Raw genomic sequence first — 20,716 nt, 5'->3', positions numbered from 1 at the left:
GCCCTGCTTGCCCAGCGGCACGGGGCTTTCGCTGCGGTTGCCTCATGCCGGGCGAATGGATTACGCTGCGGCCATGAGCGAACATTCCTTATCCGGCAGACATGTTGCGGTGACCGGCGGCAGCGGCGCGCTGGGGCAGGTTGTCGTTGCGCGGCTGATCGCGGCCGGGGCCATCTGTCATGTTCCCACGCACCGCCGCGAAACCGCCCCCGCCAGCACCGCGGATCGGCTGCTGATCACAGCGGGGGTGGACCTGACCGATGAAGCGGCGGTGCAGGGGTTTTACGCCACCATTCCGCAGCTTTGGGCCTCGGTCCATCTGGCGGGCGGCTTTGCGATGGCACCATTGGCCGAAACCGACCGTGCGGAATTTCTGCGCCTGTTCGAAATGAACACCCTGACCGCTTTGCTGTGCTGTCGCGCCGCCGCCCGCGCCATGGGCGAAACCGGGCAGGGTGGGCGCATTGTCAATGTCGCCGCCCGTCCGGCGCTGGAGCCGCGCAGCGGCGCGAAGATGGTCGCCTATGCCACCAGCAAGGCCGCCGTCGCAGCGCTGACACAGGCGCTGGCCAATGAGCTCAAGGGCGAGCGGATTCTGGTCAATGCGATTGCCCCCTCGACGCTGGACACGCCAGCCAACCGCGCCGCGATGCCCAAGGCCGATCCGTCGAAATGGCTGAGTCCGGCGGCGGCGGCTGAGGCGATCCTGCAGCTGGTCTTGCCGGAGAATATGGAAATCAGCGGGGCGATCCTGCCGCTGTATGCGCGCGCCTGAGCGCGTTCGGGCCGGAGCAGGAGCGGTGCGTATCCGCCAGCCATGGCGGCCACCGCTCTCTTGGTGCTGCCGGCACATCAGGGCCCCGGCAGCGGGTTTTGCATCAGGCTGCGGGCATCGCCGCGATGATGATGATCTCGACGCGGGAATTGGGATCGAGCACGCTGACTTCGCCGCAGGAGCGGACCGGGGCACAGCCCTCGGGAACCCAGGCGTCCCAAACTTCGTTGACGGCGTCGTAATCGCCCATATCGGCCAGCCAGATGGTCGCCTGCAGCAGGTGCCGCTTGTCGGTACCGACTTCGGCCAGCAGGGCATCGATCCGCGCCAGGCAGCTTTTGGTCTGTTCGGTGACGGTTGCGCCTTCGCCAATCTGACCGGTCAGATAGACGGTGTCATTATGGCGCAGGACCGGGCTGGAGCGGGTTTTGACCCGAATGCGTTCAATAGTCATTTTCTTTTCCATTCAGTTGTTTGGCCGCAGCTATTCCACGGGATGGCATGCAGCTGATGTTAACGCCGCCCGTGTATAGGGGGGGCGCATGGGCGGCACAAGCGCGGCCCCCAGGATCGGGGCAGGCCGTCCGCCGCGCCGGACCCTGCGGATATGAACCAGACCCGTCCCCCTTTCAGCGAAACAGGCGGGCGTCGTCGATCGCCTGGTGCAGGAACCGGTCGCGATCGCTTTGCGGCGCCCAGCCCAGCAGATGCCGGGCCTTGCGGTTATCGAAGGGCGACAGATGGCCGCGGGATTTCCAGTCGGCCAGCGTGATCGGAACCACATCCTTGCGCCGCAGACCATGTTTCTTCAGCGCGGTTTTCACCTGATCCGCGGCCCAGAGCAGCGCCAGATTCGACGAGGACACCTTCAGCCTGGCGCCAAGACGCTGGTGGATTGCGGCGAAGTAATCATGCCCGCTCAGCAGGGGCTCGCCAACCAGGTTGAAGCTTTCTCCGGCGGCTTCCGGGTGCTCCATCATCCGGATCAGCCCATCCGAGACATCATCGACCAGAACGAATGGCAGGATGTTGCGGCCATTGCCCCACAGCCGCACCGCACCCGAACCATGCCAGCGGCCGATGCCCCAATGCTGCAAGGGCCCGCCGGCCCCGACGACGATACCGGGGCGGGCAATGACCAGCGGCACATCTGCGGTCTCTTGATCCGCGATCAGGCGGCGCTCGCATTCGGCCTTGGAGCGGGCATAGAGATTGCGCTGGCTCATGTCGCCAAAGGGCGTGTCTTCGGTGATCACGCGGGCCGGGTCGGACATATCGTAAGAGGCAATCGTGCCGGTATAGATCAGCCGGGCGACCCCGGCGCGCCGGGCGGCGCGGGCAATCCGCAGGGCGGTGCCCACATCGTTTTCCAGCGCGGCGTCCCAGGTGGTGTCATTGGAGCGGGCCAGATTGAAGACATAATCGATCCCCTCCATGGCACGGCTCAGCGCGGCTTCGTCGTCCAGCGCCACGGCGCGCAGTTCGACATGGTCGGAAATGTCATCAAAGGGCCCATTGCGCCCGCGTGAGAGAACGCGGACGTCATGGCCACGGGCCACCAGATGGCGGGTCAGGTTGCGGCCGATGAACCCGGTGCCGCCGATCACCATGACTTTCGGCGTGGGGGGTGCGGCCGGGGCCGGCGGCGGGGCTTTTTGCGGCGGCAAAGTTGCCAGGCAAGCCTCAAGCGCCTGCATGATCTGAAGCGCCCGATCCGGCGCGAAACGCGGATCCGGACGGCCCTTGCGCACCCCGTCATAAAAGCCGCTGAACGTGCCCCTGAAACTGAGGGCATAGGGGCTTTTCTGGTTCAGCGAGACCGCCTGACGCAGAGCATTGCCCATGCCTTCGCGCAGATGCGCCGCCGCCTTGCCCAGCTCCTTGCGCAGCGGGTTGAGCACCAGTTCCGACGTGTTGTCGCGGGCCACCACCAGCGTATCGGCGGCATAGTCCAGCCGCGCCATGCCCGACGAGCCACACAGCGTCACCGAGCGGTCATCAAAGGTTTCCACCAGCGACAGGGTCAGGGTGACATCCACCGCGCCGGCGCGGGCCAGGATCCGCCAGCTTTGCGGGCGCCGCTCGCCGCCGGGCAGGTCGATCCATTGGCCCAGGCTGACATGTTCGATTTCAAGCGGGCCGCAAAGATCGATGGCGAAAGAGAACGGATGCGGTCCAAGTTCAAGCAGCAGATTCCGGGTCTGCTCCAGCAGCCAGATCCCGTAAGGGCCAGAGCGCAGCGGCGGCAGGGGCAGCGCCCAATTGATTTGGAGGGCGGAGATCACCCCCAGATCCCCCGCAGCCCGGATCTTGCGCAGCTTTTGATAGGCGGGCAGGCCAAGGAAATTGTGGCAGATGCCAAGCTGCTTGCCTGCCGCAGCGGCGGCTGCCGCCATTTCCTCAAGCTCGGCCAGCGCCACGGCGGCGGGTTTCTCGACCAGGACATGCAGCCCCGCCTGCAGACATTGCAGGGTCAGGGGGTGATGCAGTTGCGGCGGGGTCAGGATATGCACCGCGTCGCAGATCCCGGCCTTGAGCATCGCGTCAAGGTCGGTGAAAGCCGCCACCCCATGGGCCGAGGCCAGCGCCGCGGCGGCGTCTTGCGCGCGGTCGCAGACAGCGGCGAGCCGGACCCCGGGCGTCGCCTGCAGCGCCTGCGCATGCCATTGCGCGATATATCCTGCACCAATCAGGCCGACGCGCCATTCTTCTGGGACCATGATGGTTTTCCTACTTGTACTCGATAATTTGCATGTCACCGCCTTTGCGGCGGCGGTGATGATAAATCAGCATGCCTGAAAGATTGGGAAATTTGGAAATCGTCAGAAAAAAAGCCTGTTTCAGCGCCAGCACCGCATCAACCCCGCGCTGCCGCAGGTTTCGCGCCGTGCGAAGATAGGACATTGCATAGACCGCCAGCACCAGAATCGAAATCCAGGGGGTCAGGCTCAGGCCCAGAAGGAAAATCAGCGGCAGCACCAGACCGTAGACCCACACGCGCAGACGTTCGCGCCGGAAATGGGCCGGGTGCATCCAGCCGACCTGGGCAAAGCCATGGCCGTCACGGATGGAACGTTTCCACCAGGGGCCAAAGCTTTTCATATTGGCATCGTGCAGGGTCATTGGCCGGGCCAGACGTTCCAGTTGCCAGCCCGCCTGTCCCAGCCGCAGGCAGAACTCGTCATCCTCGGCGGCGATCACATGGGGGGTGAAACCGCCGATCTGGCGGAACGCTTGCGTTCGCACCATCATGTCACCCCCGCAGGTTGTGATCGGCCCGGCGGGGCGGTGCCAGTCGGCTTCGAACAGGGCATTATACACCGAGGCCTCGGGGTGAATCTCGCGCCGCCAGCCGGTGACCAGACCGAGGCCGGGATTGGCCGCCAGCGCCGCCACCCCGGCCTCCAGCCAGCCCGGAACCACCTCGCAATCGCCATCGACGAACTGGACCAGATCCAGCGGCCCCTGTTGCGCCAGCGCCGCGAAGCCGGCATTGCGGGCGCGGGCGGCGGTGAAGGGGATCTCGAGGTCCAGTTCGACCACGATAACCCCCAGGCTGCGGGCGAAGGCGACACTGTCATCGGACGAGCCGCTGTCAACATATACGACCCGGTCGCAGACCCGGATCAGCGAGCGCAGACAGGCCCGCAGCCGCGCGCCCTCATTGCGCCCGATTGCCACCGCACCAAGATTGGGGCGGCTCATGATGACCTTCCTGGGTCAGGATCAAAGCGGTTTCGGACGGTGATGACCATGTCTTCCGGATTACGCCGAAGCCAGAGCGGTTGCGAGAAAAATTTGCCCGCTCGCAGACAGGGACAGGGGGCGATTGCGCACAGGTTTTCTTGATGCCAGCGCGCGGGAACCGCTTCGGGAGTACAGTTTAGCGCGCCACCCTGACCCGAAACGCGCCGGGTTTTCAGAGGGTTCAGACCCTTGCGCAGGCTCTGCCGCATCCCGAATCACGTATCGGATTGAGGGGGCTCTGCCGACCTTGCCGGGGGATCGAATCCCGCTTGGGTTGACGCGTACAAAACTTGGTCGACCAAGTGCAGAAATGTTCCGGCGGGATTTGGGATTCTGATCCTAACTATATTCCAATAGTTTTATCAGATGGTTGCGCAATCTTAAAATAAACGTTGCGCAAGGTAATTTTTGGCATACCATGCAACTGACATATCAGATGACTTGGGAGGTCTCACCGATGGCACAACACACGCGCGCCCTTATGCAGTCTAGCGAAGGCGCGGTTTCTTCGCCCCATTACCTTGCATCAGTGGTCGGGCTTGAGGTCTTGCAGAAAGGTGGCAATGCCGTCGATGCAACGATTGCGATGAATGCGACTCTGGGGGTCGTCTATCCGCATATGACGGGCATCGGCGGGGATGCGTTCTGGTTGATTTACGATCAGGCGGAAAAAAAGGTTCACGCGCTGAACGGCACCGGGCGCTCGGCCCGCAATGCCAGCCGCGATATCTATCGCAATGCCGGCCTGAACCAGATTCCCGAGCGCGGCGCGCTGGCGGCGGTGACGGTTCCGGGCGCGGCCGACAGCTGGTGCAAGGCCCATGAGCGGTTTGGCAAACTGGGTCTGGAGGAGATCCTGAAACCGGCGATCGGCTATGCCCGCAACGGCTTTCCGGTGACCGCCGGGCAGGCGCGGTTCTCGGCCGACCGGTTCGATGTGCTGTCGCAGTCCGACAGCACCCGCAACACCTATCTGCCCGGCGACAAGGTGCCCGAGATCGGCAGCATCATGCGTCTGCCCCAGCTGGCGGAAACGCTGGAAGCGGTGGCCAAGAATGGCCGCGAAGGGTTTTACGACGGCCCGGTCGCCGATGAGATCCTGCGCTCGCTGAATGCGGCCGGCAGCTATTGGCAGAAATCCGACCTGCAGGACCATCACGGCATCTGGGACGAGCCGATTTCCACCACCTATCGCGGCCTCACCGCCTATCAGCATCCGCCGAACTCGCAGGGGTTTGTGCATCTGATGCTGCTGAACGTGCTGGAACAGTTCGACCTGTCGAAGATCTCCGACACCAGCGCCGATTACGCGCATCTGATCGTCGAGGCGTCCAAGCTGATCTTCCAGGATCGCGACCGCTATCTCACCGATCCAGCGCATTGCGACATCCCGATGGAGCAGCTGCTGTCCAAGGAATACGCCAAGGAACTCGCCGGGCGGATTAGCATGGAGAAAGCGGCCGATGATCGCCGCGAGGCGATGGGCCGGGACACCACCTGCACCGTGGTCGTGGACAAGGACGGCAACGCGGTCTCGATCATCCAGAGCATCTATCACGAATTCGGCTCGGCCTTCGTGGCCGGGGACTCCGGGGTCCTGTTGCAGAACCGCGGCGCGTCCTTCTCGCTGGACGAAAACCACGTGAACAGCCTGGAAGGCGGCAAGCTGTGCTTCCATACCCTGATGCCGGGGATGCTGCTGAAAGACGGGCGCCCGCATCTGGTCTATGGCACCATGGGCGGCGAAGGGCAGCCCCAGACCAGCACGATGCTCGCCTCGCGGGTGGTCGATTACGGGCTCGATGTGCAGACCGCGCTGGACCGGCCGCGCTGGCTTTATGGCCGGACCTGGGGCGAGGACACCAAATCGCTGCGGGTCGAGACCCGGTTTGGCGAGGCGGTGCTCGACGATCTGCGGGCGCGGGGCCACAGCGTGGAACCGGTGGGCGAATGGAGCGACCTGGCCGGTCACGCCGCTGCGATCCAGTGCAATCACGACACCGGGGTTCTGGCCGCCGGCGCCGATGCGCGCGGTGATGGGATCGCCCTGGGCTGGTAACAGAGGGGCGCGCGCGAGGGGCGCGCGCCCGCATTTCGGATAGGGAAAGTCATTGGCCGAATGACAAGCCGGGGAAACACCCGGTCGCAGGGAGGAGAGACTATGACGATCGATATTACCTGGGTCAGCTGGGGGTTGGCATTTCTGCCCCTGGCGATCCTGTTGCTGCTCATGCTGGGCGCGAATTGGGGCGCCGCCGAAGCCGGGCCGGTGTCCTGGATTGTCGCTTTGGCGATGGCCTTCTTTTATTTCGGCGCCCCGCTCGATGTCATCGGCTATGAAAACGCCAAGGGCATCTGGAGTGCGTTGACCGTGCTTTACGTGGTCTGGGCGTCTATTCTCATCTACGAGGTCTCGCATGAAGGCCAGGCCTTCGAGCCGTTGCGCCGGGGCATCACCCGGATGCTGCCCGATCCGCTGATGCAGGTCATGGCCTTTGGCTGGGCCTTTGCCTCGTTCTTGCAGGGGGTGACCGGGTTCGGCGTGCCGATCGCGGTTTGTGCGCCGCTGCTGGTCGGCATCGGGGTGCGGCCGCTTTATGCGGTGACGATCCCGCTGATCGGCCATGCCTGGAACAACACCTTCGGCACGTTGTCGGTGGCCTGGCTGGGGCTGAAAGAAGTCACCGGCATGGATGTGGTGACCGCGGCGCAGACCGCGCTTTACGCGGCCAGCTTCATCTGGGTGCTCAACATCTTTGGCGGGCTGCTGGTGTGCTGGCTCTATGATCGCTGGACCGGCATCCGCAAGGGGCTTCCGGTTGTCATCGTGATGTCGCTGATCCAAGGCGGCCTGACCCTGGGCCTGTCGCAGTGGAACGACACGCTGAACGGCTTTATTGCCAGCAGCGTCGCCTTTGTCGCGATCTTCGTGGTGGGCCGGATGAAGCTGTACCGGGATCCCAAACCCGCAACCAGCCACATCTTTACTGAAGAGCGCCGCCAGGCGGATGTCGCGCCCGAGGAGATCGACACCGGTGCTGCCCCTGCAGCCGTGCTCGGATCCGGTGGCGCCGCGGTGGCGGTGGAGAGCCGCCAGGAGGCGGGGGGAATGTCTTTGCAACAGGCGTTCATTCCCTATTTCGCCTTGCTGATCATCACCTTTGGCGTGCTGCTGATCCCGCCGGTCAAATCCGCGCTTGGGGCCTGGTCCTTTGGGCTGAGCTTTCCGCAAACTGTGACCGAGCTTGGCTTTATCCGCCCCGAAAGCGCGGTCCGGTTCTCGCCATTGACCCATGCCGGCACCTTCCTGCTGCTGTCGGCGGTGATCGGTTACCTGGCGTTCAACAGCTTCGGCACGATCTCGAAAGGTGGGCTGGGCCGGATCGTCAGCCGCACTGTGGACAAGTCGATTCCCTCGACCATTGCGGTGGTCGCGCTGATCGCGATGTCCAACGTCATGGCGGGATCAGGTGCGGTGAACGTGCTGGCGCAGGGCGTGGCGGCGGCCACCGGACAGGGCTATGGCTTCCTGGCGCCGATGGTCGGCGGGCTGGGGTCGTTCATGACCACATCCAACCTGGCCTCGAACCTGCTGTTTGGCACCTTCCAGCAATCCACCGCGCAGGTCACCGGTCTCTATGGCCCGGCGATCCTCGGGGCGCAGACTGCAGGGTCTGCCGCTGGAAACATGATTGCCCCCGGCAACGTGCTGCTTGGCACCACCACCGCGGGGATTCTGGGCCGAGAGGGCGAGGTGCTCAAGATCACCATCCCGCTCTTTGCCATCGTCGCGGTCATCATCGGTGCCTGCGTCGTTCTAGTCGCCTGAACCAACCAAGGGAGAGAGAACCAATGAACAATGTAATCAAACTGCAAGTTATCGCCGGAATTACCGCCGTGATCGCCTTGCCCCTGATGTATCTCGGGCTGCACAATGGCAGCACGACCATGCCATGGCTTGGCATCACCCTGTTCCTGCTGGCGATGTTGGTGACCCCGGCCTTGCGGGTGCTGCCGGCACATCTGATCGCGGGGAAAAAGCCAGCCCATGTTTGATAGCATTCTCGCCCCCACGGATGGGTCAGAGCATGCCGGGCGCGCAATCGAAGCGGCCGTCGACCTGGCGTTGAAATATGACGCCAGGCTGGTCATCCTGCATGTCGAGATCCATCACGCGACCGCGCAGGAGATCACCCATATCCTGCGCGACAGCACGATCCCGGCCGAGATCCAGCGCGAGATCGGCCGGCTGCAAAACGTTTCGGCGCCGATCCCGGTCGGCGGCTCGCGCGGCAAGCGCACCTTGTCGTCAAAGCTGGAACAATATGTGGGCGAATTCCTGGTCAAACGGGCGGTGGATTATGCCACGGAAAAAGGCGTCACCAACGTGACCTCGCATATCACCGATGGCAGCCCCCACCGGCGGATCATCGAGGCCACCGAACAGGAGAAGGTCGACCTTCTGGTGATGGGGACCCGCGGATTGGGCGGGATCCATGGCTATCTGCAGGGCAGCGTGTCGCAATCGGTGCGCAGCCATTGCCGCTGCGCCTGTCTGCTGATCCCGTAACGTGATCCGGGGCGGCGGGCCGGTCCTGAGCCGGTCCGCCGCCCCCCGAACCTTGTGCCGGGCGCGGGCAGCGCGCCCGGACGCGGCTCACCGCTTCAGCGCCGCCACCGTCCGGCGGGTATATTCCTCGACATAATCCATCAACGCGTCAAATGCCCTTTGGGCCGCCTGTTCATCGTTGGCGGCAACCGCCTGGGCAATCCTGGCATGGGCCGGGCTGACCTGGTCCAGTTCCCCGAACCGGTCGAAGGTCAGATACCAGAAGCGCCGGGTCTGGGCCTGGATCTGGGCCATCGCGGTCGCGGCATATTTGTTGTCTGCGGTGGTGGCGATCATCAGATTGAATTCGCGATCCGCATCGATGAAAAGCGTTTCTCTGCCGGTTTTGGCCGCCGCGTGAAACTGCCCCGCCAAACGGGTGAAACTCGCGCGGGCGGGGGCATCGGCCAGACGCGCCGCCTGAATGGTGACAAACCGTTCCACTTCCCGGCGAAAGGCAATCAGCTTGAATTGATCGGTCACGTCGACTTCGGACACGATCGCCCCGGCGCGGGGCAGGATCCGCAGATTGCCCTCGCTGGCCAGTCGCTGCATCGCCTCGCGCACCGGGGTGCGGCCCAGACCCAGATGCTGGCTCATCTTGGCTTCGGAAATCCGGCTGCCGGGCATCAACTCGAGCGTGATGATCATTTCCTCGATCTGCTCATAGGCTTGCTGGGCCTGGGTTCGTGGCGGCAGCGTGGCCTGATCGGTTTTTTCCTGCATCTTGCTTCCCGGTATTACTCGTTCTGAACAATCCAGGGACTGCCCCCTTTGCACGGGCAATCCCCGGGCAGGGGGATAGGCCCAGAAGGCGTCTGGATCAGATGCCTAACCTATATACAAGACTGAAACTTTTTGAAATCCGGTGACCGGATAAATCGCCCGTGCCGCATCCGAAAGGGCACTCGGCCCGGCAAGCCACAGCCGGGCCGTGCCATTGTGCTGGTCTGGATCGCCGATCAATCACGGTGGAGGCCGGTTTTGCTGCGCGCGGCGCTTGGGTTTTGGTCCTGAATGGGACCGGCATGGGGCCGGAGATCGCCCATGCGCGCGGGCCCGGCAGCAGCCGAATCGGTTGGCGACAGGTCGCGCGCAGGGCGGCTTCGCCATGCCCGGGCGGTCCGGGGCATGGCGGGAGATATGATCCGGGCCGGGCCCGGGGCAGGTTCAGCCGGCGGCTTTGGCGTTTTCGGCCAGCTTGCTATCGACCAGGGCCACGGTGGCGTCGATCTCTGGATGCGCCACGCCGCTGGCCTTGGCCACCAGCTGGATCAGCTTGTCGACCCGTTCGATATTCTGCGCGCCGGCATAGACCGCCCGCGCCGCCGAAGAGGGCTTCAGCAGGTTTTCTGCGGCCTTGGCGTATTTTTCGAACGGCACCAGATCTTCGGGATCAGCGCCGAGCTTGACCACCAGATCGTTGACGAACCCGTAAATCTCTTTTGATTTCGCCGGATCGCCATGGACCGCATCCTTGATCGCGCGGGGCCCGTCGGGGGTGATGCAGCGATAGTTGCCGGTGGCCAGCATCGCCCATTTCGCGAAGGGCACGAACAGCGAATCAAACACCCGCAATTTCACCGGCACGTCCTTGCCATCGATGCGGTAGTCGAGAATGCCCTGCTCCAGCTCGGCCAGCATGGCGTCGTGTTTTGCATTGTGAAAGCGGGTGACCTTGAAGTTGGTCGGCAGGCCCACATGCAGCACATTGGCTTCTTCTTCAGGCGGGCGGAACGCCTGCGGATCGGGCGAGCACAGGGTCATCAGCGCCGGATCGAACTTTTCCCAGATCGAGGGGCTTTCAAAGGCCCCGTCCATGCCCGAACAATCGAGGCCGGGAATCCGCTTCATATAGGGCAGCGGCGGCATGTTCATGATCGACATGCAGGGCACTTTCGCCTCGGCCACCCGGGCCAGCAACTCGCGCAGGGAGGGGTGTGAATATTGCGGTTCCTGCATCGCCAGGCAGACCAGGTCGTAATCCTGCGGTTGCGCCTCTTCCGGAGTCTTGGCGTCAAGCGTTCCGGCCAGGTCGCCGGAGAAGAAACTGCGATGGTCGTCTTCGTCGCGCAGCTTGATCCGCACTTCGGTGCCCTTGTCGTTGATCAGGGCGGCGGTCTGGTCGCGGCAGACCAGCGTCACATCATGTCCGGCTGCGATAAGTTTTGTACCGAGAAGCGACCCATAGGACGCTCCGAGAATCAGGATACGATAAGACATTGAATTTTCCTCTTTCTCTGTTGCGGGTGGGTACCATCCATTGGCAGGAATTTCCCGGAAAATTGTGTTGAGGAGTGAAGACAAGTTACCAACAATCGTGTAGATTGTTAATTTGTTAACTTTGGATGTGACATGAGCAAAGCCTTCGTCGGCCCGCAACTGCGCCAATTGCGCCGTCAGCACGATCAGAGCCAGGCCGAAATGGCCAAGGCACTGGGGGTCAGCAGCGCCTATATCAACATGCTGGAAAACAATCAGCGCAGCCTGTCGGTGCGGATGCTGATGGCGCTGTCCGAGGTCTATCAGGTGGACTGGCGCGCGCTGGTCAAGGACCCGCCGCAAACCCTGTTGGTGGATCTGCGCAACATTCTTCAGGATCCGATATTCGAGGACGAGGCGCCGGATCTGCAGGAGCTGCGCGCCGCCATTGAACACGCGCCCCGGCTGGCCGGATGTTTCGTGAAACTGCATGGCCACCATGCCCGCACGCTGGACCGGATCATGCGCCAGAGCGAGACCACCACCCGCGACGCGCTGGCCGAGGCCTCGCCGGAAACCCTGATTCATGATTTCTTCCGCAGCAATGAGAATTATTTCGATATTCTGGAACGCGCCGCCGAAGCCCTGCACGAGCAGATCCCCGGCTCAAGCGAAGACATCTTTCAGGGGCTGCGCCTGCGGCTGCAATCGATCCATGGCACCCAGGTGGCGATCCGCCCCGCCGAGGCGATGCAGGAAGCGCTGCGCATCCACGACCGGCAGGCGCGCATGGTCTATCTCTCCGAGGCGCTGGATTTTCAGAACCGGGCGTTCCAACTGGCCCATGTGCTGGGGCTGATCGAGATCGAGGGCATTCTGGAGCGGCTGATCGAGGACAGCGAAATCGCCCCCGGCCGCGGGCGGGCGCGGCTGCAGGTCGAACTGGCCAATTATTTCGCCGCCGCGTTCCTGATGCCCTATGCCCGGTTCCGCAAGACCGCCGAAGAAGCCCGCTATGATGTCGAGCGCCTCGCCACCCGGTTCAACTGTTCCCATGAACAGGTGTGCCACCGGCTGACCACGCTGCAACGGCCCTCGGCCAGGGGGGTGCCGTTCTTTTTCCTGCGCATCGACCGGGCCGGGAATGTCACCAAACGGTTCAATGCGACGCCGTTTCAACTGGCGGAATTCGGCGGCTCCTGCCCGGTGTGGAACATTCACAGCGCCTTCATGCAGCCCGGCGAGATCATTCCGCAATTCGTCGAAATGCCTGACCGGCAACGGTTTTTCACGCTCAGCCGCACCGCGGACCGGCCCGCGTTCAACCCGGCGACGCGCAACCATCGGGTCGCTGTGGCGATCGGTTGCGAGATCCAGTACGCCCACAAGATCGGCTATGCCAAGGCGTTCAATTTTCAGGTGCCCAACCGGTTCAGCCCGATCGGGATCAATTGCCATATCTGTCCGCGCCAGGCCTGCGCGCAGCGGGCGCACCAGCCGCTGGTGGTGGACCTGCCGATCGATCCGGGGCGGCGCGGCAATACCCGCTACGAAAGCTAAAGCGCGCAGATCAAGCCGATAAAAAAAGGGGCGCTCCGCAGAGCGCCCCAAGCTACTTACCAATCCAGGGAGGACTTGGTCAGTAAACTCAGCCCAGAAGATCCAGCAGGGTTTCGCCCAGTTTCGCCGGCGATGGCGAGACCCGGATCCCGGCGGATTTCATGGCCTCGATCTTGTCCTCGGCGCCGCCCTTGCCGCCCGAGATCACTGCGCCGGCATGGCCCATGGTGCGGCCCGGCGGCGCGGTGAGTCCGGCGATGAAGCCGACCACCGGTTTCTTGCGGCCCTTCTTGGCTTCGTCCTTGAGGAACTGCGCCGCCTCTTCCTCGGCCGAGCCGCCGATCTCGCCGATCATGATGATCGATTCGGTTTCGTCATCCGCGAGGAACAGTTCGAGGATGTCGATGAACTCGGTGCCTTTGACCGGATCGCCCCCGATGCCGACCGCGCTCGACTGGCCCAGCCCGGCATTCGAGGTCTGATAGACCGCCTCATAGGTGAGCGTTCCCGAACGCGACAGCACACCGACCGAGCCCTTCTTGAAGATCGCGCCGGGCATGATGCCGATCTTGCACTCGTCCGGGGTCATCAGACCGGGGCAGTTCGGGCCGATCAGGCGGCTGGAGGAGCCTTCCAGCTTTTCCTTGACGCGCACCATATCCAGCACCGGCACACCTTCGGTGATACAGGTGATCAGCTCGATCCCGGCATCAATCGCCTCTTCGATGGCCGCCGCGGCGCCAGCCGGGGGCACATAGATCACGCTGGCGGTGGCGCCGGTGGCATCCTTGGCTTCGGCCACGGAGGCATAGATCGGCAGGCTCTGGCCGTCGGCGCCGGACCATTCGGTGCCGCCCTTCTTGGGGTGGGTGCCGGCCACCATCTGGGTGCCGTGATAGGCCAGCGCCTGTTCGGTGTGGAAGCTGCCGGTCTTGCCGGTCAGGCCTTGCACGATGATTTTGGTGTTCTTGTCGATCAGAATGGACATTCGCGTTACCCCTTCACGGCCTTGACGATTTTTTGTGCGGCGTCGTCGAGATCGTCCGCGGCGATGACGTTCAGCCCGCTGTCATTGATGATGGCCTTGCCTTCTTCCACCTTGGTGCCCTCAAGACGGACCACCAGCGGCACTTCCAGCCCGACATCCTTAACCGCCTGGACCACGCCTTCGGCGATCACATCACAGCGCATGATGCCGCCGAAGATGTTGACCAGAATGCCTTTGACATTGGGGTCCGAGGTGATGATTTTGAACGCTGCGGTGACCTTTTCGGTGGTCGCGCCACCGCCGACATCGAGAAAGTTGGCCGGCGAGGCGCCGTACAATTTGATGATGTCCATGGTCGCCATGGCCAGCCCGGCGCCGTTCACCATACAGCCGATATCGCCGTCGAGCGCGATATAGGCCAGATCGTATTCCGAAGCCTCGATTTCTTTTGCGTCTTCTTCGGTCTTGTCGCGCAGTTCCATGATGTCGGGATGGCGGAACAGCGCGTTGCCGTCAAAGGACACCTTGGCGTCGAGAACCTGGACATCACCGGCTTTGGTGACAATCAGCGGGTTGATTTCCAGCAGGCTCATGTCCTTTTCGACAAAGGCCTGGTAGAGCGATTTGAACAGTGTCTTGCCCTGTTCGCGGGTGTCGCCGCTCAGTTCGAACGCATCGGCGATGCGCTCGGCATCGGCGTCGGTCACACCTGTGGAGGCGGTGATGCCGATGGTGTGGATCTTGTCCGGGGTCTCTGCGGCCACGGCCTCGATATCCATGCCGCCCTCGGTCGAGGCGACGAAGGACACTTTGCCGGTTTCCCGATCGACCAGGATCGAAAGGTAAAGCTCGCGCTCGATATCGGCACCGTCTTCAATATAGAGGCGGTTGACCTGTTTGCCCGCCGGGCCGGTCTGCTGGGTCACCAGCGTCTTGCCGAACATTTCCCGGATGTTCGCCAGCGCTTCCTCGGCCGAGAACGACACCCGCACCCCGCCCTTGGCGTCGGGGCCCAGTTCCTTGAAGGTGCCCTTGCCGCGCCCGCCGGCATGGATCTGGCTTTTCACCACCCGGACCGGACCGGGCAGGTCCGCAACCGCGGATTCGGCCTGATCGAGACTGGTGATCGCAACGCCGCGTGCGACGGGGGCGCCATACTCCTTCAAGAGCTGTTTGGCCTGATATTCATGTATGTTCATTTAGGGTCTCCCGGTTTGTCGGACTATTTTATCAGTGGCAACAATTCTTTGAACTCGGCCGTGCCGGCGCGGCCGAGCCATTCGAAAATGACCATCTCGGTCGTGACCACGGTTACGCCGGACGCCCGTAGACGTTCAAGACAGGCGTGTTCGCTTTCCAGCGTCCGCGAGGCGGTCGCGTCGGATACGACAAAGACGTCGTGGCCCTCTTCGACCAGGCCCTCGGCGGTCTGCACCACGCAGATATGCGCCTCCATCCCGGCCAGCACCGCCTGTTGACGGTCCAAGGCGCGAAACGCCTCAGCAAAGCCGGGGTCCTCCATGCAGGAAAAATGCATCTTGGGCAGGATCGGCGCGGGGCCCGCGACCTTTTTGATTTCGGGGACGGTGGCGCCCAGACCTTGCGGATACTGCTCGGTCAGCAGCGCCGGCACGCCGGTGCAGTGCGCCGATTGCAGCAGCCGCCGCGTATTGGCGATGGTGCGGGCCGGGGCCTGCATGGCAGGAACCAGCCGCTCTTGCATGTCGATCACGACAAGCGCCGATTCCTCTGCTCTGATCAGCATTGATTTGCCCCCGGAATTCCGTTGGTTGCTTCATGGTGTTTTGTATACCACGGCCCCGCTTGTCAAGTTTTTTAACTGTAAACCGGCAAATTGTTTTCGTTGACGGATGGCAGATCAGGTGTATGGTATACAAAATGTTGACCGTTCGGAGAGCTGGCTGGAGGAGGCTGGAGCGCCGATCGCCTGGAGGGGGTGAAATCGCGTGTCGATCAGTGACAATCTGAGGCCCATATCTGTCAGTTTCACGCTGAAGGATCATACGTTTCAGGTCCTGCGCGAAGCCATTCTTAACATGGATATCTATGCGCCGGGTGCGAACCTGAAGCTGGACGAGCGGCAGCTGGCCGAACGGATGGCGATCTCACGCACGCCGATCCGCGAAGCATTGGCCCGGCTGGCGCAAGAAGGGCTGGTCGAGATCATCCCGCGCCGGGGGGTCTTTGTCACCCGCAAGACCCGCGAGGAAATCCTTGAGATGGTCGTGGTCTGGGCGGCGCTGGAAAGCATGGCGGCGCGGCTGGTGGTGCGCAACGCCACCGATGAAGAGCTGGCGACGCTGCGCAATTTTGCGCTGCGCCATAGCAGCGACCCCGAGCGGGCGGAATTCAAGGAATATTCCGACGACAACATCCGGTTTCACCAGGCGATTCTGGAAATGTCCGGATGCGAGCTGCTGCGCACCACCGCGGACGGGCTGTTCCTGCACATCCAGGCGGTCCGCCGCCGCGCGATGGGCGAGAGCGATCGCGCCCGCCGCTCGGTTGCCGATCACATGGAGATCATCGAGGCGCTGGAATCCCGGGATGCCGATCTGGCCTCGCGCAGCGTCCGCAAACACACGATGCGGTTGCATGACCACATCCACAAAACTTGGTCCGGCCTGAAACATGCCGAGGAGCAAAAGGCCTCGGCGCTGGAAGCCAAGTGAAATCACTGAAAGGGAGAGATACTATAATGTCACAAGTCGCAGTTGCCGAAGTGCAGGCCGAACAGACCCTGACCGACGGATTTCACCTGTTGCTCGATGCGCTGAAGCTGAACGGCGTCGAAACGATCTATACGGTGCCGGGGATCCCGATCTCCGACCTGCTGCGGATCGCCCAGGGCGAAGGGGTGCGGGTGCTGTCGTTCCGCCACGAGCAGCACGCCGGCTTTGCCGCTTCGGTCGCGGGGTTCCTGACCAAGAAGCCGGGCATCTGCATGACGGTATCGGCACCGGGTTTCCTGAACGGATTGACCGCGCTGGCCAACGCCAATGTCAACTGCTGGCCGATGATCCTGATCTCGGGCAGCTCGGAACGTGAGGTCATCGACCTGCAGCAGGGCGATTACGAAGAGATGGACCAGCTGGCGATTGCCCGGCCCCATTGTAAGGCGGCCTATCGGATCCTGAACGCCGAGGATATCGGCATCGGGGTCGCCCGCGCCATCCGCGCCGCGGTGTCGGGGCGTCCCGGCGGGGTCTATCTGGACATTCCCGGCTCGCTGCTGGGTCAGGTGATGGACGAGATCGAAGGCCAGAAGTCGCTGGTCGAGGTGATCGACCCGGCACCGGCGCAGATTCCCGCCCCCGCTGCGGTTGATCGCGCCCTTGACGTGATCAAAGGCGCCAAGAAGCCGCTGATCATCCTGGGCAAGGGCGCGGCCTATGCGCAGGCCGACGACACCGTGCGCGAATTCGTCGAGAAAAGCGGCATCCCCTATCTGCCGATGAGCATGGCCAAAGGCCTGCTGCCCGATACCCATGACCAGGCCGCCGCGGCAGCGCGCTCGCTGGTGCTTAAGGAATCCGACGTGGTGATCATGGTCGGGGCGCGGCTGAACTGGCTGCTCAGCCACGGCAAGGGCAAACAGTGGGGCGAGCCGCATTCCACGAAATTCGTGCAGATCGATGTCGAGCCCACCGAGATGGACAGCAACGTCGAGATCGCAGCACCGCTGGTTGGCGATATCGGCTCGGTGCTGGGCGCCCTGCTGGAGAAGATGGGCGACAATTGGCAGAAGGCCCCGACCGACTGGGTAACGGCGGTCAAGGAGCGCAAGGACGCCAATATCCAGAAGATGGCGGCGCGCCTGCAGAACAACGCGGTGCCGATGAACTATCAGGGGGCTTTGGGCGCTCTGAAACGCGTGGTCGACGAGCGCCCGGATGCGGTGGTGGTGAACGAGGGGGCCAACACGCTGGATTTCGCCCGCAGCATCATCAATATGCACAAGCCGCGCAAGCGGATCGATGTCGGCACCTGGGGTGTCATGGGCATCGGCATGGGCAGCGCCGTCGCCGCCGCGGTCGAGACCGGCAATCCGGTGCTGGCCATCGAAGGCGACAGCGCCTTTGGCTTCTCCGGCATGGAGGTCGAAACGATCTGCCGCTACAACCTGCCGGTCTGTATCGTCGTGTTCAACAATAACGGCATCTACAAGGGCACCGACACGAACCCGCTTGGCGGCCCCGATGTCTCGCCGATGGTCTTCGTCGAGGACTCCCGTTATGATCTGATGATGGAGGCCTTCGGTGGCGTTGGCGTCCGTGTGACGGCCCCTGACGAGCTGTACCGGGCGGTCAGCGAAGCCATGGACTCGGGCAAACCGACCCTGATCAACGCGGCCATCGATCCGGCCGCTGGTAAGGAGAGCGGGAATATCGGCAACCTGAACCCGACCAGCGTCGTGACACAGCAAAAGCTGCAGCAGCTGCAGCAGATGCAGCAGAAATAACCACTCGAATACGTGTTTCGCCTTTACATGATATACTAGGGGCCACAGGTTGCGCGGAAATGAAGAACCCGCAGCAAACTGTGCCCGAGTAAGGGCGAAACACTTTACGGAATACATCCAATAACCAAGGAGTATGTGACATGAAGGCTCTTGAAGGGATCAAGGTGCTTGATTTCACCCACGTTCAGTCCGGACCGACCTGTACCCAGTTGCTGGGCTGGTTCGGTGCCGACGTGATCAAGGTGGAGCGTCCCGGCGTCGGTGACGCGACCCGTCAACAGCTGGTGGACAAGCCGGGCGCCGACAGCCTGTATTTCACCATGCTGAACCACAACAAGCGCTCGATCGAACTGAACTCGAAGAACGAGACCGGCAAGGAAGTCCTGACCCGGCTGATCGAGGAATGCGACGTGCTGGTGGAGAACTTTGCCCCCGGCGCGCTGGATCGCATGGGCTTTTCCTGGGAGCGGATCCAAGAGATCAACCCGCGCATCATCCTGGCCTCGATCAAGGGGTTCGGCCCCGGCCGCTATGAAGATTGCAAGGTGTACGAGAACGTCGCGCAATGTGTTGGCGGCTCGGCCTCGACCACCGGGTTCCGCGACGGTCTGCCAATGGTCAGCGGTGCCCAGACCGGCGATTCCGGCACCGGTCTGCACCTGTGCCTGGGCATCGTCACGGCGCTGTTCCAGCGCGAAAAGACCGGCCGGGGACAGAAGGTCTCGGCGGCGATGCAGGACGGGGTGCTGAACCTCTGCCGGGTCAAACTGCGCGACCAGCAACGTCTGGAAGCCGGCCCGCTCAAGGAATACAGCCAGTTCGGCGAGGGCATCGAATTCGGCGATTCGGTGCCGCGGGCGGGCAATGATTCCGGTGGGGGTCAGCCCGGACGCATCCTGAAATGCAAGGGCTGGGAAACCGATCCCAACGCCTATACCTATTTCATCATCCAGGCCGCGATCTGGGACAAGGTCTGCGATGTCATCGGTGAGCCCGAGTGGAAAACCGATGAGGGTTACGCCACCCCCGACGCGCGCAACGACAAGCTGAACCAAATCTTCGAGCGGATCGAACTCTGGACCATGGAGCGGAGCAAGTTCGAGGTCATGGAGATCTGTAACCCGCTGAACATCCCGGTCGGCCCGATCCTGTCGATGAAGGAAATCATGGAGGACGAAGGGCTTTACAAGACTGGGACGCTGGTCAAGGTCGATCACCCCGAGCGCGGCGAATATGTCAGCGTCGGCAGCCCGATCAAATTGTCGGACAGCCCGGTCGAGGTCAGCCGTTCGCCGCTTCTGGGCGAGCACACCCAAGAAATCCTGTCCTCGGTGCTGGGCTACAATGGCGCCGATCTCGAACGGGTGATCGACTCGGGTGCGGTTGGCGAAGTCAAGCGCCAGGCAGCGGAATAATAAGGGACCAATATCTTGCGTATCATAGTCATGGGCCAGCAGGCGTTCGGCAAGGACGCCCTGGCCAAGATTCTCGAAGCCGGCAAGGACGAGGTGGTCGCGGTCTATTGCGAGCCTGACCGCGACGGCAAACCGGTGGACCCAATCAAGGAATTCGCGCTGGAACAGGGGCTGCCGGTCAAGCAGCCCGCCCATTTCAAGGACCAGGCGACGATCGACGAACTGGCCGGCTTTGATGCCGACCTGATGGTCATGGCCTTTGTCAACGTTTTCGTGCCCGAAGTGGCCCGGGACACGCCGAACCACGGCTCGATCTGTTTCCACCCCTCGCTATTGCCGAAATATCGCGGCCCTTCGGCGGTCAACTGGCCGATCATCATGGGCGACAGCAAATCGGGCTTTTCCTGGTTCTACCCCACCGACGGGCTGGACGAGGGCGATGTGCTGCTGAGTTGGGAATGCGATATCGCCCCCGACGACACGGTGATCGACCTCTATTTCAAGAAGATCTACCCGGCGGCGATCGAGTCGGTGCTGGAGGTCTGCGACCTGTATCGTTCGGGCAACCCGCCGCGCATCGCACAGGACGAAGCCGCCGCCACCTACGAGCGGCGCTGCACCAAGAAACACGCCAAGATTGATTGGAACAAGCCGGTCAAACAGGTCTACGATCTGATCCGCGGCACCAATCCGGCCCCCGGTGCCTGGACCACGGTGAACGGTGAGGAACTGCAAGTTTTCGATTGCGCACGCGTCGAAGGCGACGGAATATCCGCGCGGGTGATGGAGGTTTCGGACGAAGGGGTGACGGTCCAGTGCATTGGCGGTCGCATCCTGATCAAACGCGTCAGACCCGCCGGTGGCGGCAAGATTCCCGCCCCTGAATGGGTACAAAGCTCCGGTCTCAAGGCCGGCGACACTCTCGGCGAATAAAGGT

At 62.8% G+C, this 20,716-nt stretch carries 18 protein-coding genes; 10 read left to right on the top strand and 8 right to left on the bottom strand.

Annotation, left to right across the window (positions count from 1 at the left end; translation table 11 throughout):
• Positions 1-73: 73 nt before the first annotated feature.
• Positions 74-775, top strand: a complete 702-nt coding sequence (locus JAO82_RS12150; RefSeq protein ID WP_198686656.1) for an SDR family NAD(P)-dependent oxidoreductase — start codon at positions 74-76, stop codon at positions 773-775.
• A gap of 103 nt (positions 776-878) precedes the next feature.
• On the opposite strand, the gene JAO82_RS12145 is transcribed toward JAO82_RS12150, so the two are convergent.
• From JAO82_RS12145 to JAO82_RS12135, 3 genes are all read right to left on the bottom strand, one after another.
• On the bottom strand, positions 879-1,229 hold the full coding sequence (locus JAO82_RS12145) for a RidA family protein (protein ID WP_198686655.1): 351 nt from the start codon (positions 1,227-1,229) through the stop codon (positions 879-881).
• A gap of 175 nt (positions 1,230-1,404) precedes the next feature.
• Positions 1,405-3,495: an NAD-dependent epimerase/dehydratase family protein gene (locus tag JAO82_RS12140; protein WP_198686654.1), complete on the bottom strand. Its 2,091-nt coding sequence runs from the start codon at positions 3,493-3,495 to the stop codon at positions 1,405-1,407.
• A gap of 10 nt (positions 3,496-3,505) precedes the next feature.
• The gene (locus JAO82_RS12135; protein ID WP_198686653.1) at positions 3,506-4,480 is read right to left on the bottom strand and encodes a glycosyltransferase; all 975 of its coding nucleotides are present in this window, start codon (positions 4,478-4,480) and stop codon (positions 3,506-3,508) included.
• 499 nt (positions 4,481-4,979) lie between these two features.
• On the opposite strand from JAO82_RS12135, the gene ggt reads away from it, so the two are divergent.
• The 4 genes from ggt (at position 4,980) to JAO82_RS12115 (ending at position 9,092) form a co-directional block, all read left to right on the top strand.
• Positions 4,980-6,581 (top strand): gamma-glutamyltransferase, encoded by a 1,602-nt coding sequence (gene ggt, locus JAO82_RS12130; RefSeq protein WP_198686652.1) that lies wholly within the window; start codon positions 4,980-4,982, stop codon positions 6,579-6,581.
• A 102-nt stretch (positions 6,582-6,683) separates the two neighbouring features.
• Positions 6,684-8,351, top strand: a complete 1,668-nt coding sequence (locus JAO82_RS12125) for an L-lactate permease (RefSeq protein WP_198686651.1) — start codon at positions 6,684-6,686, stop codon at positions 8,349-8,351.
• Between the two features lie 23 nt (positions 8,352-8,374).
• Positions 8,375-8,578, top strand: coding sequence for a hypothetical protein (locus JAO82_RS12120; RefSeq protein WP_198686650.1), 204 nt, complete (start codon positions 8,375-8,377; stop codon positions 8,576-8,578).
• Positions 8,571-9,092, top strand: coding sequence for a universal stress protein (locus JAO82_RS12115; RefSeq protein WP_198686649.1), 522 nt, complete (start codon positions 8,571-8,573; stop codon positions 9,090-9,092). The genes JAO82_RS12120 and JAO82_RS12115 overlap by 8 nt, the downstream gene beginning before the upstream one ends.
• 87 nt (positions 9,093-9,179) lie before the next feature.
• Here the strand turns inward: JAO82_RS12115 and JAO82_RS12110 are convergent, their stop codons facing one another.
• Together JAO82_RS12110 and JAO82_RS12105 are read right to left on the bottom strand one after the other, a co-directional pair.
• Positions 9,180-9,857 (bottom strand): GntR family transcriptional regulator, encoded by a 678-nt coding sequence (locus JAO82_RS12110; RefSeq protein ID WP_198686648.1) that lies wholly within the window; start codon positions 9,855-9,857, stop codon positions 9,180-9,182.
• 444 nt (positions 9,858-10,301) lie between these two features.
• Complete coding sequence (locus tag JAO82_RS12105; protein ID WP_198686647.1) at positions 10,302-11,354, bottom strand: ketopantoate reductase family protein; 1,053 nt, start codon at positions 11,352-11,354, stop codon at positions 10,302-10,304.
• Positions 11,355-11,486: 132 nt separating this feature from the next.
• On the opposite strand from JAO82_RS12105, the gene JAO82_RS12100 reads away from it, so the two are divergent.
• Entirely contained in the window at positions 11,487-12,893 is a 1,407-nt protein-coding gene (locus JAO82_RS12100; RefSeq protein ID WP_198686646.1) for a helix-turn-helix domain-containing protein, read from the top strand.
• Positions 12,894-12,981: 88 nt separating this feature from the next.
• On the opposite strand, the gene sucD is transcribed toward JAO82_RS12100, so the two are convergent.
• From sucD to JAO82_RS12085, 3 genes are read right to left on the bottom strand one after another with little or no spacing between them, the layout of a single operon-like run.
• Positions 12,982-13,881, bottom strand: coding sequence for a succinate--CoA ligase subunit alpha (gene sucD, locus JAO82_RS12095; protein WP_198686645.1), 900 nt, complete (start codon positions 13,879-13,881; stop codon positions 12,982-12,984).
• Between the two features lie 5 nt (positions 13,882-13,886).
• Positions 13,887-15,080 (bottom strand): ADP-forming succinate--CoA ligase subunit beta, encoded by a 1,194-nt coding sequence (sucC, locus tag JAO82_RS12090; protein ID WP_198686644.1) that lies wholly within the window; start codon positions 15,078-15,080, stop codon positions 13,887-13,889.
• A gap of 23 nt (positions 15,081-15,103) precedes the next feature.
• Entirely contained in the window at positions 15,104-15,646 is a 543-nt protein-coding gene (locus tag JAO82_RS12085; RefSeq protein ID WP_198686643.1) for a hydrolase, read from the bottom strand.
• Between the two features lie 202 nt (positions 15,647-15,848).
• On the opposite strand from JAO82_RS12085, the gene JAO82_RS12080 reads away from it, so the two are divergent.
• The 4 genes from JAO82_RS12080 (at position 15,849) to JAO82_RS12065 (ending at position 20,712) form a co-directional block, all read left to right on the top strand.
• Entirely contained in the window at positions 15,849-16,574 is a 726-nt protein-coding gene (locus tag JAO82_RS12080; protein ID WP_198686642.1) for a GntR family transcriptional regulator, read from the top strand.
• Between the two features lie 26 nt (positions 16,575-16,600).
• Positions 16,601-18,364 (top strand): oxalyl-CoA decarboxylase, encoded by a 1,764-nt coding sequence (gene oxc, locus JAO82_RS12075; protein WP_198686641.1) that lies wholly within the window; start codon positions 16,601-16,603, stop codon positions 18,362-18,364.
• A gap of 140 nt (positions 18,365-18,504) precedes the next feature.
• A complete protein-coding gene (gene frc / locus JAO82_RS12070) occupies positions 18,505-19,779 on the top strand; it encodes a formyl-CoA transferase (protein ID WP_198686640.1) in 1,275 nt (424 codons plus the stop codon).
• A 15-nt stretch (positions 19,780-19,794) separates the two neighbouring features.
• The gene (locus JAO82_RS12065; protein ID WP_232897373.1) at positions 19,795-20,712 is read left to right on the top strand and encodes a methionyl-tRNA formyltransferase; all 918 of its coding nucleotides are present in this window, start codon (positions 19,795-19,797) and stop codon (positions 20,710-20,712) included.
• The last annotated feature ends 4 nt before the right edge of the window (positions 20,713-20,716 follow it).

This window comes from Pontibaca salina (assembly GCF_016307205.1).
Lineage (GTDB): Bacteria > Pseudomonadota > Alphaproteobacteria > Rhodobacterales > Rhodobacteraceae > Pontibaca > Pontibaca salina.
The sequence above is the reverse complement of the archived record's forward strand: the minus strand, read 5'-3'. Positions and strand labels throughout refer to the sequence as shown.